Origin of the sequence: Lysinibacillus sp. JNUCC 51 (genome assembly GCF_015999525.1) — a bacterium.
GTDB classification, from domain to species: domain Bacteria; phylum Bacillota; class Bacilli; order Bacillales_A; family Planococcaceae; genus Lysinibacillus; species Lysinibacillus xylanilyticus.
Genome location: NZ_CP065545.1, coordinates 1,835,256 through 1,849,029, shown reverse-complemented (window position 1 = coordinate 1,849,029; position 13,774 = coordinate 1,835,256). Strand labels below are relative to the sequence as shown.

Annotated in this window: 10 protein-coding genes, 1 riboswitch and 1 other annotated feature; of the genes, 5 read left to right on the top strand and 5 right to left on the bottom strand. The window is 37.7% G+C overall.

Annotated elements, in window-relative coordinates; translation table 11 throughout:
• The first annotated feature begins 8 nt into the window (after positions 1 to 8).
• Together JNUCC51_RS09050 and JNUCC51_RS09045 are read left to right on the top strand one after the other, a co-directional pair.
• On the top strand, positions 9 to 1,538 hold the full coding sequence (locus tag JNUCC51_RS09050) for a CoA-acylating methylmalonate-semialdehyde dehydrogenase (RefSeq protein ID WP_337991708.1): 1,530 nt from the start codon (positions 9 to 11) through the stop codon (positions 1,536 to 1,538).
• Between the two features lie 24 nt (positions 1,539 to 1,562).
• Entirely contained in the window at positions 1,563 to 2,924 is a 1,362-nt protein-coding gene (locus JNUCC51_RS09045; protein ID WP_337991707.1) for an aspartate aminotransferase family protein, read from the top strand.
• Positions 2,925 to 3,123: 199 nt separating this feature from the next.
• Here the strand turns inward: JNUCC51_RS09045 and JNUCC51_RS09040 are convergent, their stop codons facing one another.
• Positions 3,124 to 4,293: an FtsW/RodA/SpoVE family cell cycle protein gene (locus JNUCC51_RS09040; RefSeq protein WP_337991706.1), complete on the bottom strand. Its 1,170-nt coding sequence runs from the start codon at positions 4,291 to 4,293 to the stop codon at positions 3,124 to 3,126.
• 374 nt (positions 4,294 to 4,667) lie between these two features.
• On the opposite strand from JNUCC51_RS09040, the gene JNUCC51_RS09035 reads away from it, so the two are divergent.
• From JNUCC51_RS09035 to JNUCC51_RS09025, 3 genes are all read left to right on the top strand, one after another.
• On the top strand, positions 4,668 to 6,338 hold the full coding sequence (locus JNUCC51_RS09035) for a methyl-accepting chemotaxis protein (protein WP_337991705.1): 1,671 nt from the start codon (positions 4,668 to 4,670) through the stop codon (positions 6,336 to 6,338).
• A 322-nt stretch (positions 6,339 to 6,660) separates the two neighbouring features.
• Positions 6,661 to 7,614, top strand: coding sequence for an L-threonine 3-dehydrogenase (locus JNUCC51_RS09030; RefSeq protein ID WP_268636020.1), 954 nt, complete (start codon positions 6,661 to 6,663; stop codon positions 7,612 to 7,614).
• A gap of 881 nt (positions 7,615 to 8,495) precedes the next feature.
• Positions 8,496 to 10,121 (top strand): long-chain fatty acid--CoA ligase, encoded by a 1,626-nt coding sequence (locus JNUCC51_RS09025; RefSeq protein WP_337991704.1) that lies wholly within the window; start codon positions 8,496 to 8,498, stop codon positions 10,119 to 10,121.
• A gap of 41 nt (positions 10,122 to 10,162) precedes the next feature.
• On the opposite strand, the gene trpB is transcribed toward JNUCC51_RS09025, so the two are convergent.
• The 4 genes from trpB to JNUCC51_RS09005 form a co-directional block, all read right to left on the bottom strand.
• Positions 10,163 to 11,326: a tryptophan synthase subunit beta gene (trpB, locus tag JNUCC51_RS09020; protein WP_337991703.1), complete on the bottom strand. Its 1,164-nt coding sequence runs from the start codon at positions 11,324 to 11,326 to the stop codon at positions 10,163 to 10,165.
• A 60-nt stretch (positions 11,327 to 11,386) separates the two neighbouring features.
• Positions 11,387 to 11,587: a binding site (T-box leader), on the bottom strand.
• Between the two features lie 90 nt (positions 11,588 to 11,677).
• On the bottom strand, positions 11,678 to 12,160 hold the full coding sequence (locus JNUCC51_RS09015) for a QueT transporter family protein (RefSeq protein ID WP_337991702.1): 483 nt from the start codon (positions 12,158 to 12,160) through the stop codon (positions 11,678 to 11,680).
• Between the two features lie 7 nt (positions 12,161 to 12,167).
• A riboswitch (PreQ1 riboswitch) is annotated at positions 12,168 to 12,212 on the bottom strand.
• Between the two features lie 274 nt (positions 12,213 to 12,486).
• Entirely contained in the window at positions 12,487 to 12,882 is a 396-nt protein-coding gene (locus JNUCC51_RS09010) for a DUF1259 domain-containing protein (RefSeq protein ID WP_049667937.1), read from the bottom strand.
• Positions 12,883 to 13,033: 151 nt separating this feature from the next.
• Positions 13,034 to 13,285 carry a hypothetical protein gene (locus JNUCC51_RS09005; protein ID WP_337991701.1) on the bottom strand — a complete coding sequence of 84 codons (252 nt, stop codon included), beginning with the start codon at positions 13,283 to 13,285 and terminating at the stop codon, positions 13,034 to 13,036.
• Positions 13,286 to 13,774: the final 489 nt, after the last annotated feature.

The following is a 13,774-nucleotide window of genomic DNA, read 5'->3' as shown; positions in this document are numbered from 1 at the left end:
GGGAAATTATGACAGTTCAGCAAAAAGTAAAAACGCTATCACATTTTATTAATGGTGTTGAAACAGCAGGTACTAGTGGCCGTTACTCGGAAGTTTATAATCCAACAACAGGAGATGTCATTGCGCAAGTTCCTTTAGCGACTAGAGATGAGGTGAAGCAGGCTATCCAGCAAGCGAAGGCAGCTTTCCCTGCATGGAAAAAGACATCGATTGGTAAACGGGTTGAAGTTTTGCACCGTTTCCGTCAGTTATTAGTTGCAAGACAAGATGAGCTCATCAAAATAATTTGTGAGGAAAGTGGGAAAACGAAGGAAGATGCTAAGGGCGAAATTGTTCGTGGCATTGAATCCGTAGATATGGCAATAAGTGCCCCGCAAATGCTGAAAGGGGAATACTCGGTTAATGTAGGCGGCGATATTAATGCTTTTTCTGCAAAAGCCCCGCTTGGAGTTGTTGCAACAATTGCTCCATTTAATTTCCCAGTTATGGTTCCATTGGCGATTACAAGTATGGCGGTTGCGGTTGGAAATGCCGTTATTTTAAAGCCGTCTGAGCGCGTACCAATCTCAGCCCTATATTTAAGTAACTTATGGAAAGAGGCAGGACTACCAGATGGGATTTGGACAGTTATCAATGGTGATAAAGAGGCAGTTAATGAACTGCTAGAAAATAAAGAGATACAAGCAATTTCATTTGTTGGATCAACGCCTGTTGCGGAGTATATTTACCAGACAGGGACGAAGCACAATAAGCGTGTTGCTGCATTCGGTGGTGGGAAGAATTTTATGATTGTCATGCCAGATGCAAACCTAGAGCAAACAGCTAATGCCTTTTTAGGTGCAGCCTATGGAGCAGCATCCCAGCGTTGTATGGCTATTTCAGGAGCGATTGTCGTTGGGAAAGATACTGAACAACGCTTTACAGAGGTATTGAAGGAGAAAATATTAAAATTAAAAGTTGGTCCATATACAGATGATGAGGTAGATTTTGGCCCAGTTATTACGCAACAATCAAAAGATACTATTCTTCGATATATCGAAGAGGCTATTGAGGAAGGGGCTAATCTTGTAGCAGATGGTCGAAATCCGAAAGTATGTGAAACATCGAAAGGCTTCTATCTTGGTCCGACTTTGTTAAATAATGTGACTCCAGAGATGACTATTTTTAAAGAGGAGGTTTTTGGTCCTGCTCGTATTGTTGTAGGCGTTGAAACCTTACAAGAAGCTATTGATCTGATTAATGATCACGAACTTGGGAATGGTGTCACAATGTTTACGGGTAGCGGTTCGGCGGCGCGTAAATTCCAAGAAGAAATTGAAGTAGGTATGGTAGGCGTTAATGTTCCTATTCCGATTCCAGTTGGCTATCACAATTTTGGCGGATGGAAGCGATCTAAGTTTGGTGAAGGGCATATGTTTGGACCAGACCAAGCGCGATTCTTTACGAAAGCGAAAACGATTTCTGAACGCTGGCCAGATGAAACAGAGGATACAACAAGTTCATTTGCGTTCCCAAGTAATAACGATGTGAATAAGTAAAAAAACATAAAGGGGTGTATAGATATGGTTCAAGTAAATCTTAAAAGTGATATTTTAAAGAAAGATGAACAATATGTATGGCATTCAATGAAACCCTACAATCCACAAGCGACATATGTAGTAGAAAAATCAAATGGTGCAAGGATTGTTGATACAGATGGAGTTGAATACATCGATGCAATGGCAGGATTGTGGTGTGTAAATGTAGGCTATGGTCGCAAAGAATTAGCAGATATTGCACATGAGCAGATGATGAAAAATGCATATGCTCCTTTATCGCAAGGACATTTACCAGCAGTTGAACTGGCTGAAAAGATTAATGAGATGCTTGGTGGAGATTATGTTATTTTCTTCTCTAATAGTGGGTCAGAGGCTAATGAAACTGCGTTTAAAATTGCACGTCAGTATCATCAACAAAAAGGGGAAAGCTCGCGCTATAAAATTATTTCTCGCTACCGTGCATATCATGGAAGTTCTTTTGGAGCATTGGCTGCGACAGGGCAAGCGGAACGAAAATATAAATATGAACCTCTATCTCCTGGCTTTATCCATGTAGCACCACCTGATCAATATCGAGAACATGAAAGTGATACACTTGCCCCAGCAGATTTAGCTAGCGTCAAGGCTGTAGATAAGACGATGACGTGGGAGCTAAGTGACACTATCGCCGCAATGATTTTAGAGCCAATTATTACAGGTGGGGGCGTCATCATGCCTCCGGAGAACTATTTAAGGGGCATTGATGAAGTGTGTAAAAAACATGGAGCTTTAATGATTGTAGACGAAGTAATTTGTGGCTTTGGTCGAACAGGTAAGCCATTTGGATTTATGAACTACGGTGTAAAACCAGATATTATTACAATGGCAAAAGGAATTACAAGTGCCTATTTACCATTATCAGCTACAGCGGTAAAACGGGAAATTTATGAGGCATTTACCGAGTCTGATGCATACGGTTATTTCCGTCATGTCAATACATTTGGTGGATCACCAGTCGCATGTGCGGTAGCATTGAAAAATATTGAGATTCTTCAGCGAGAAGCATTATTTGAAAGATCTAGTGAGGTTGGGGCGGCTACTCTGCAAGCGCTTCAACAAGCATTGAATAATCATCCGAACGTTGGGAATGTTCGAGGCAAAGGTTTATTAATTGGTATCGAATTAGTTTCAGATAAAACGACGAAGGAACCTTTACCAGTAGATAAAGTAAATGCTGTTATTGCTGCATGTAAGGAGCAGGGTGTTATTATAGGTAAAAATGGTGCAACTGTTGCAGGCTTTAATAACGTATTAACACTATCTCCACCACTTAATATTGTACAAGAGGATCTTGATACAATCGTAAAGGTTGTCATTGATAGTATTCATAAAGTGAAGCTTAATTAGTGAGGTCCTACTACTTGGGATAAAATCTAAAAGAAAAGCTGTCTCAAAAGTCTGTAGTAAAAACTTTTGAGACAGCTTTTTAAGTGTTTTACAGCATAAGAAAGGCGAGGCGAACTATGAGTATGAACAAAACTACTCCTGTCAGGAATAATAATAATAAAATTCTCTTTTTTAAAATATTGTTCATACGAGCCTTCACCTACTCTTTAGTTGTTTTAAACATGTAGCCACTATAAGAATTATAAATAATCATCACAATGCCCATTAACATGAAATTTGATATGAGTGAACTTCCACCATAGCTTAAAAATGGCAATGTCATACCTGTTACAGGTAAAAGCCCAATCGTCATACCGACATTTTGTGTAATTTGGAAGGCTAATAAACTAGAAATTCCTGCTCCCATCAGCGTCATAAATGGGTCCTTAGCTTCTACTGTAATGAGAACAATACGGTATATAACAAAAAATAAAAGAGTAATGACGAATGCCGCTCCAATGAACCCGAGCTCTTCAGCAATGTTGGCAAATATGAAATCTGTATGCTTTTCCACGACATAGACATCATTGTTCATGTAACCTTTTCCGGTAAACTGTCCTGAACCAATTGCTGAAAATCCCTGCCTTGTTTGAAAAGATGAGTCCGGATATTCATGAGGCTGTAACCAGCCATAAATTCGAGAAATTTGATGCCCTGATAATTTATTTAAAATTTGATCTGTGAAAAAATCATTAAACTTTACATAGAGAATAACCACAACGCTGAGAATTGATACTGGAACGGCTGTAAAGGCTATAAGTAATTTTCTTTGTATACCTGAAAAGAAAAGCATCGGTACAATCATCGACATATAAAGCATGACCATGCCTGTATCAGGTTGCTTATAAACAGCAAGCGTAGGTGGAAGAGTGATAACAGCAATGATTAAGAGGAGTCGCATATCTGTTAAGAAGGTTGGTTGCACATATTTCTCTCGATGTGCAACAATGACCTTACTGACAACGATTAAAAACGCGAACTTTAAAAACTCTGACGGCTGAATAGATCCTAACACTGGGATTTGGTACCAACGTTTTGCTTCATTAACAGTCCGAGCTATACTTTCGGGTGCAATAAATAAGCCAAATGTTAACAAGATCATTGCCCAATAAAATGGCCAGCCAATCTTTTTTAGCTGCTCAATATCAAGCGTTGCTACTCCATACATAATTAAAAATCCGATTAGGTAATAAAAAAACTGCTTTATAATGAACGAGCTTGTATACTGTTCAAACACCGTACTACTGGAATGGACAAAGAGACAACTAATAATACCGAGTAATGACAAACTAAGAACTAAACTTTTATCTAATTTATTAAACTGTAACATTCACACACCTCCCTCTTGAGCAATTTCGCCTTGGCGTAATTACCACTGTCGCTTCACTTTCGCTATTAAAAACACTTTGTTGGAAGATAAACCAAACTATTAATAGACAACGATAGTAAATACAGAAGGTTGCAAGTTAAATAATTATTATGATTATTAAAAATTATAACGGTAATGTGGAAGAACTGGTATGTTCCTGAAGGCATTTAGTGAGGACTAATATCACGTTACTCAGAGGAGGGTATGCGTCTATTATATTAGGAATAATGGGATTAATTTCATAATTATTCGTGCAATCTTTACAAAAACATAACACTAGCTTTATATCTTCATACTATCATTATTGGTAAGAGTTGGAGAAGGAGCCAAGAATAATGCATTTTTTTCGATACATAATGGTGAAGGACAAGTTACTTATACTGATGATTGTTTGTGTACTATCGAATGTATTGCTAGGTATTTTTAGTGTTGATTATTTACGGAAAATGTCATGGCATGCAAGTGAAAGTTATGCAGAAGGGCTTGTACCGATTGGATGGTTAAATGAACTAGAGGAATCACAAAGACAATTAGATTATTTAGTGGATTCAGCTGGAGATTATCAAGAAATGACGGTCATTTTAAAAAACGCTGAGCAGCCTTTAAATCATTTAGAAAGTCTAGAAATCGATAAAAAGACGAACCATCAGATGAAGAAATTTAAGACCATACTCGCACAGCAAGTAGAATTGATCGATAACTATAAGCAATTAAGCCAAAATGAACAACAACAATTTTATGCTCAGTCTTATTTACCTGTAAGCCAGCAAAGTCATTCATTATTAGAAGAAACTCAAAGCTATTTGGTTCAGAGGGCTAAGGAGCAGCAACAGGCATACCAGAAAGATGTGCAGTTTGGTTATTGGTTATTAGGAGGAGTATGTTTATTTGTTGTTTTGTTAGTAATCTGTATTGGATTTATAGCAACAAAAGCTGTGAATATACCGACACGTCAATTGAAATCATTATTAAAGCGTGCAGAGCAGGGTGATTTCACAGCGAATGCCAGTTATGTGGCACAGGATGAGCTTGGCGAGGTAGTATTGTCTTACAATCAAATGGTAAATGAGGTGAAAAGACTACTTCATACAGTATCAAATAGTGCACATGAGGTTGAAGAAATGACCGGAAAACTACAGGAATCCTCCGAGCAATCATCTAACACGACACGCAAAATTGCAAAGGATGTTCAGTCCATTTCACATTCAACTGCTGCTTCTACCCAAAAATTAGCTTCCAATACGGCATCTCTAGAGGAAGTACTAAATGGTGTGCAAGTAATTTTAGAAAAAGTACAGGTTGTTGAAAATTTTGCTTATAAAACTGCACGTGATGCAGAAAGTGGTACGGAAATAGTACAGGCAAATTTAACACAAATACAGGCTATTAAACATGCAGTTGAAAAATCGAATATAGCCATTTTTAATCTTGTAGAGAGAGCAGCTTCGATCGATCAAATGGTTGAAGTGATTGAAAAAATTACCGCGCAAACAAACCTCCTAGCCTTAAATGCATCTATTGAGGCTGCTAGAGCAGGGGAGCATGGCAAAGGATTTGCGGTTGTGGCTAATGAAGTTCGCAAGCTTGCGGAGCAAACGGTTCATTCAACGCAAACGATTACGTCTATTGTGCAAAATATTCATTTAGATTCTAGCTATGCTGTGCAAATGATGGAAGGTGTGTTAGTCGCAACTGAAAAGGGTGTGCAGGTTACAGGAGATACGGCAACAAGCTTCGATCAAATTTTAGAAAAAGTACATACAATTAAACCATATATAATGGAAGTATCTGCAACCATTCAAGAAATAGCTAACCATACGAAAAAGGTTAGTGAAGATGCGGTAATGTTAACATCATTTTCTGATACGAATGCGGCATCCACTAAACATGTTGCTACTTTAACAGCCGATCAATTAACCGCACAGCAGCAATTCCATGATTATATTAAAGAGCTACATAAGGTATCAAAAGTTTTACAGGTAGCCGTAAAGCGTTTCTCAATTTAATAGGAAATAACGGACCTACTTTGTATACAAAGTAGGTTCTTTTTTTGACTAGTGTCGAACAAAAATTAATAATGCTCATAATGTATTTTTGAGGCGTACATATGTATTTTATTTGTTTTGCTAGCACAATATTTTATAGGTCTCATATACTGATGATAAAGGATTTTAAGTGCTGTTTTTAAAAATTAAAAATATTATGGTTGTATTTTTAATGTGAGCAAATTATAATGAGATTCATCAGGAATGTTATTAAATCAATGTTTGTTTATATATTATTGTACTTTCCAGAAGTACAATTGTTCACAGGTGGAGGTTTGGAGAAATGGAAAAGATAATGGTTACAGGAGCATTAGGTCAAATAGGTTCTGAGCTTGTAGAAAAACTTCGTAGTATTTATGGAGAGGACAATGTATTAGCAACAGATATCAGGAAGCTTGAGCATTCTAAAGGTCCATTTGAAGTATTGGACGTGACGGATGGACAAAGAATGCATGATTTAGCGAAGGATTTTGGTGCAGATACAATGATGCATTTAGCGGCATTATTATCGGCAACAGCAGAAAAAAATCCTTTGCTAGCGTGGAATTTAAATATGGGTGGTTTAATGAATGCGTTAGAGGTTTCGCGTGAGTTAAACTTGCAATTTTTTACGCCAAGCTCAATAGGCGCATTCGGTCCATCGACACCGAAGGATAATACGCCACAGGATACATTACAGCGTCCAACAACAATGTATGGGGTAAATAAAGTTGCTGGTGAGCTGTTATGTGATTATTATTTCAATCGTTTCGGTGTAGATACTCGCGGTGTACGCTTCCCAGGGTTAATTTCATACGTAACTCCTCCAGGAGGTGGTACGACAGACTATGCAGTAGAGATCTTCTATGAGGCGATCAAGCAAGGGAAGTACACATCTTATATTCAAGAAGGTACGTACATGGACATGATGTACATGCCAGATGCATTGCAAGCTATTGTCGATTTAATGGAAGCAGATAGTAGCAAACTAATACATCGCAATGCCTTTAATATCACTGCAATGAGCTTCGAGCCATCTGAAATTGCTGAGGAAATTAAAAAGCATTTGCCACATTTCCGAATGGATTATAATGTAGATCCAGTACGTCAAGCGATAGCAGATAGCTGGCCAAATTCTATAAATATAGAAGCGGCACAAAAAGAATGGGGCTTTAAAGCACAGTATGATCTAGCAAAAATGACAGTTGATATGCTTGATAAATTAAAAATCAAACTACAGACAAAAGCCTGTTCATAAATGAAAATTTCCTAAAAGCGGACGAAGAATTTAGTTTTCTTCGTCCGCTTTTAGTGTTGGAAAACTAAATGGTTGGGAAATAATTGTAACAGCTATGCAACTCGAACTAGGGGAATAACAGTTTCAAATGAACGCTATACTACATCTTAAGCGAAAAGAATAGACATATAACAGTGAAACGATTGCGAATTTATTGTTGCTGTCGCTTCGCTTTCGCACAGATAAAACATTGTTGCTGTCGCTTCGCTTTCGCACAGATAAAACATTGTTGTTGAAATTCGTTTTTAAATTGGAGTAACAGATATAGAAGATACACGCTATGTGAAGTGGTTGATTGGAGTGGAGAATGGGCGACTCCTTGGGGATCAGCGATATAGAGGAACGAAGGCTAAAAGCATCACGTCCTGTGATAACACCTTCGTGACCAACATCCTGTTAGCCCGAGACCCTGGAGCGAGCAACGCGAGTGAAGCGGCTCATCGGACGCCCCCAGGAAGCTTTGCTCTGTGCGAAAGCGTAGTGCTAACGTAGCGGCAGCAACAAATGTTTTCATGTAGCGAAAGCAAAGCGACAGCTACAAAGCGCCCGGTCGGAACGGAAATCGACCCCTCATTTTGCCGAAGATCCTTACTTTATTCATTGACACAATAGTTTTTCAACAAAAGGGATGAAGAGAACAATTTAGTTTTCTGCATCTCTTTTTATTTGTTGTTTTAGAAAAAGTTAACAATAAAAAGAAAATTATTGGAATATATAGCTTAATTTATAGTTTTCAAATATAATCGTATTCAGAATATTAATAGTATTCAATTAAATATTCTATTAATATTTCACAAGGGGAAAGATAGGGAGTTCACAAGACGAAGGGATGGATGGTTTTTATGATGCAAACGCCGTTAGTATTAACAAGCTTCTTTAAACGAGCAGAAACTTATTTTGCTAGAAAGACTATTGTTTCGCGGACGAGCCCACAGAAAATTCACCGTTTAACATATGGGGAATGGGCGAAAAGAACACGTCGTCTAGCAGATGCGCTTACAAAGCTGGGGATGACAAGAGGAATGAAGATTGGCTCCTTTGCTTGGAATCAGCATCGCCATTTAGAGGCTTATTTTGCGGTACCGTGTTCTGGTGCTGTTTTACACATGGTGAATATTCGTTTATCAGAAGAACACTTAATTTATATTATTAATCATGCAGAAGATGAGATTTTAATGATTGATGTGGATTTGCTACCAATTATTGAAAACATTGCGCCTGAACTTAAGACAGTAAAACATTATATTATTATGACGGATGAGGATACTTTGCCAGAAACGACATTACCGAATGCATTATCATATGAGGATCTATTAGCAACAGCAGATGAAAACTTTGAGTTCCCAGAGGATATAGGGGAAGAAGAGCCTGCTGGAATGTGCTATACAAGCGCTACAACAGGAAATCCAAAAGGGGTTGTTTATTCACATCGAGGTCTAGTGCTACATAGTACGATGCTTAGTATGTCTGATTCAATGGGCATTTCCGAGCGTGATGTCGTGATGCCAATTGTACCGATGTTTCATGCAAATGCGTGGGGCTTACCGTTTGCAAGTGTCAATGTAGGTGCTACACAAGTATTGCCTGGTCCACAATTCACATCGGCAATCATTTTGGATTTAGTGGAGCAGGAGAAGGTTACATTAACAGCTGGAGTGCCGACAATTTGGATTGGTGCGTTGCAGGAACAGGAGAAGCGTGAGCGAGATATAAGTTCTCTACGTGCCATTTGTTGTGGCGGTTCTGCTTCACCTACTCGACTTATTCGTACATTTGAAGAGCAGTATGGCATTCCATATATAGTCGTGTATGGTATGACTGAAACAACGCCGATTGTAGCGTTATCAAATTATATGTCTTGGATGGATGATTGGCCAATTGAAAAGCGTATTGAATCGCGTGCGATGCAAGGAATGACGATGGCCGGTATTGAATCTAGTATTATTAATGATAATGGAGAAGTACCGTGGAATGGAGAGACAATGGGTGAGTTGCGCTTACGAGGTCCATGGATTTCACATGAATATTATCGTGATGAACGTACAAATGATGCGTATCGAGATGGTTGGTTGTATACGGGGGACATTGCGGTACGAACAGAGGATGGCTTTATTAAAATAACAGATCGTACAAAGGATTTAATTAAATCAGGTGGGGAGTGGATATCCTCAGTTGATTTAGAAAATACGTTAATGACACATGATGCTGTTTTAGAAGCAGCAGTTATTGCAATTCCACATGTCAAATGGCAAGAACGCCCGCTAGCTTGCGTTGTTTTGAAGGAAGGGATGTCAGCAAGTGAAGAGGAGCTTCTTGCATTTTTAGAAAGTCAATTTGCAAAATGGTGGGTACCAGATGATGTGGTATTTTTAGATGAAATTCCAAAAACATCAGTTGGAAAGTTCCTGAAGGCTAAGCTAAGAGATAATGTGGCAGAAATTTATCCTAAATTAGGTTCATTCGTATAGTTAAAAGAGCGATTTCTATAAAGGGAAATCGCTCTTTCATTTTATTTATTTAACATTTGAAATACTTGTTCTACGTCTTTGTCTCCACGGCCAGAGATATTGATAACAATGCTCTCTTCCGGAGATAATGTTGGCGCAAGCTTTAGTGCATGAGCAACTGCGTGGGAGCTCTCAAGTGCAGGGATAATTCCTTCAACCTTTGACAGCACTTGGAATGCTTCAAGCACCTCCTCATTCGTCACCGTTACGTATTCTCCACGACCAATTGTTTTTAAATAGCTATGCTCTGGACCAGCTCCAGGATAATCAAGCCCAGCGGCAATCGAATATGTTGGTAGTGGATTGCCATCTGAATCTTGCAGTACTAAACATTTGAAGCCGTGTAATTCACCGGGTGTTCCTTCAGTTAATGTTGCTGCCTTATCTGGTTCAATACCGATGAGGCGAACATCCTTATCTGCAATATACTCTGCGAATGCACCGATCGCATTACTGCCGCCACCGACACAAGCTAGTATTGCTGCTGGTAGCTTACCTTCTTTTTCTAGAATTTGTTCGCGACTTTCACGGCTAATGACTGATTGGAAATGCTTGACCATTGAAGGGAATGGATGAGGTCCAACAGCAGAACCTAGTAAATAGAAAGTCGTCTCATAGTTTTCAACTAAATCAGCAAATGCTTCATCCACTGCATCTTTTAGTCGCCCTTGACCTTTATCAACAGCTACTACCTTTGCACCAAGAAGTTCCATACGGAAGACGTTTAATGCTTGACGTTTCGTATCCTCTAAACCCATATATATTGTGCAATCTATCCCGAACATTGCACAAGCAGTTGCTGTTGCTACACCATGCTGACCTGCACCTGTTTCGGCGATCACACGATTAGCACCCATGCGCTTTGCCAATAAAATCTGTCCAAGAACGTTATTAATTTTATGTGAACCTGTATGGTTAAGATCTTCACGCTTTAAATAAACTTTTGCGCCACCTAATTGTTTTGTTAAATTTTCTGCAAAATAAAGTGGAGATTTGCGTCCAACATATTCATGGAAATAATAATCTAGCTCTTTATTAAAGTCTTCATCGTCTTTATATTTTTGGAAGTTTTCATCTAAAATATTTAATACATTTTGAAGCTCGTCAGGAACAAAGCTACCGCCAAATTCACCAAAATATCCTTTTTTCTCTACTACTATACTCATCTTCTCTCGACTCCTCTTATCTAATTTTTCCATAAAAAAAAGCCACTACAATCCTTCTGTAAAAAGGACGAGTAACCGTGGTGCCACCTTAATTCGCAAAAATTGCGCTCTTTCGTACTCCGGTAACGGGGAGTAAATTCGTCCTCACATTTGATGAGGCAGCTCCAAAGCCCATTCACAAGTATGTACTACTGATTTGCACCAACCATCAGCTCTCTTTAAGTACTATCGCTTGCTACTATTCTTTTTCCTAGCATTTATTGAAGAGAATTGTAAAGTATTTTCAGAATATTGTCAAGGTTATTGTGTCAGAATAAAAAAAGACGAATCTAATAAGATCCGTCTGGTAAATTAAATTAAATTTTTGAAGTTTAAGCGTTTATTCAATAAATACATAATCGGTGCACCGACTGCTAAGACAACAAATTCACCTGTAGCAACAGTCAACCATGTCCAGAAGAATGGTAATTCTAATGCTAAGTTCAATTCAAATGCAATGATAAACATAGTGCATGTAAATAAAAATGTATTGATGACTAAACGTGCCCAAATATTTTTAACAAATTTACAAATAAGAATGAGTAACCCAAGGGTAATCATCGAATGGCCTACACCGAAAACTAAATCGTAGATGCCGAGTGGTGAAAATAGATTAGAGATAAATACACCAATAATGATCCCTACGGCAAAGCGTGGATTAAAGGTAACTAGATGATTAAACATTTCCGATAGACGGAATTGCACCTCTGTAAAGCCGAATGGCGCGACTAACAATGTAACAGCAATGTAGAGCGCTGCAATAATGCCGCTCGTTGCTAAAAATTTTATTTTCATATTGTTTTTCTCCTTAGTTTTTTTACGTGGGAGGGTTACGAACCACGTGAAGCAAATGCAATCATATCAATGTTCATGCTTATTTGTAAATAGCGATGAGCAAAAAAAACACAGAAATACATAGTGCTAACGGTAATATTTAGTTTTTGTTCGTTGCTCATTTATTAGATATGTGTGTGTAACCAGGATTTAAATTTTGAAACTATAGGAAGGTGGCTTGTACATATGCTTCTTTGCAGGTGGAATGGATGAGAAGCAACAACTAAAGGGGAGTCCGGTCATATCAAAAAAGAACTGTTATAAGCAGTTCTTTTAAAGTGAACATTTCAATAGTTCTTTAATAGTCTAAAAGCTTGAGCAAATTTTTGCGCAAAAATTAATGGGGGCTCTATTGATTGAAAGTGAACGTATAAAATAGCGGGGTCCGAATATATCCAGTGATTATGAACAGCACTTATAATCAAATTATTTTCAGCAAGTACCTTAACAAATGGGGATAATTCCTCTTCTAGTACTACAACCTCACCTAAGTTAAGTGCATTTCCATATATATCGAGCGATTCGAATGTTATACCAGCATGAAGTGCACTACGACTTGGGCGACCTTGAATCATAACATTAAGATTTCTATTAAGTCTTACTGAGCATACGCCATGTTCCATAGAAGCTTTTCCGTTTGCAATCTGAGCAAATTTTGTACACATATCTTGAAAACTTTGCATTTAGACACCTCTATTATTAAACTTCTTTCAGCAATTATTTTCTGTAGCGAAAGCAAAGCGACAACTACAAACAAGCCGAGGCATAATTGATTATTTATAATGAGGATGCCTTAAGAGAAAGTAATAAGGTTTTTTTATTTGAAACTAATCCTCACATAACATTTTTAATTTCTTCTATTTCAACAATTAAATCGTCCAGTTGCTTTTTAAATTCATCCGTATATTCTAGTTCTTCATCTAAGTCTTTTGTATATTCTAAGGCATTTAAGGCAAAATCTAGAGCGAATTCGAATAGACTGTCACAAAGATTAGAAATGATTGTGTCAATATCTCCTGTTTTTGCATTTTGTTTCTCTTTTGAATAAGAAGGTTGATGATTTAAATTCCTTTCATCATTATTCATGGTATTCCTCCTTTTTGGGAACAGCACTGTCTCATTTGCATCATATGCATTAAATGCAAAAAAGGAGACTAAAAACATAAAGGGAATAATACGAGCTGATGATTCTAAAGTACTCGCAGGTTGTCTATATTTAGCCATTCAAGGTGTTGCTCAAACGCACGTATGCTTCCCGGATATCCTGTTACCTCAAAGTGGTTGGTTATTAGAGATCTTGAAGAAGTAAAAGCAAATACTGTTATAAAGGCCTGACATTTCTTATGGGGAATGTCAGGTTTTTGGATTTTTACATAAATTACAGAAAAAATTACATGACAGAAAAATAACTTCGTTAAATTGTCAAAAAAATTTTTGTTATGTTAAAAAAAGAAATCAATTTTAAAAACAGCGTAGTTTAGCGGTTTAAAGCGACAAATTGAGCGAAAAGATAAAATATTTCACTGAATATAAAAGTCAGAACATTCATAATGTTGTTGACGAACCTTGATAATA

Excerpts from the sequence above, each read along its gene's own strand:
- JNUCC51_RS09050 (WP_337991708.1), top strand. The coding sequence starts at position 9 with ATGACAGTTCAGCAAAAAGTAAAAACGCTATCACATTTTATTAATGGT.
- JNUCC51_RS09045 (WP_337991707.1), top strand. The coding sequence starts at position 1,563 with ATGGTTCAAGTAAATCTTAAAAGTGATATTTTAAAGAAAGATGAACAA.
- JNUCC51_RS09040 (WP_337991706.1), bottom strand. The coding sequence starts at position 4,293 with ATGTTACAGTTTAATAAATTAGATAAAAGTTTAGTTCTTAGTTTGTCA.
- JNUCC51_RS09035 (WP_337991705.1), top strand. The coding sequence starts at position 4,668 with ATGCATTTTTTTCGATACATAATGGTGAAGGACAAGTTACTTATACTG.
- JNUCC51_RS09030 (WP_268636020.1), top strand. The coding sequence starts at position 6,661 with ATGGAAAAGATAATGGTTACAGGAGCATTAGGTCAAATAGGTTCTGAG.
- JNUCC51_RS09025 (WP_337991704.1), top strand. The coding sequence starts at position 8,496 with ATGATGCAAACGCCGTTAGTATTAACAAGCTTCTTTAAACGAGCAGAA.
- trpB (WP_337991703.1), bottom strand. The coding sequence starts at position 11,326 with ATGAGTATAGTAGTAGAGAAAAAAGGATATTTTGGTGAATTTGGCGGT.
- JNUCC51_RS09015 (WP_337991702.1), bottom strand. The coding sequence starts at position 12,160 with ATGAAAATAAAATTTTTAGCAACGAGCGGCATTATTGCAGCGCTCTAC.
- JNUCC51_RS09010 (WP_049667937.1), bottom strand. The coding sequence starts at position 12,882 with ATGCAAAGTTTTCAAGATATGTGTACAAAATTTGCTCAGATTGCAAAC.
- JNUCC51_RS09005 (WP_337991701.1), bottom strand. The coding sequence starts at position 13,285 with ATGAATAATGATGAAAGGAATTTAAATCATCAACCTTCTTATTCAAAA.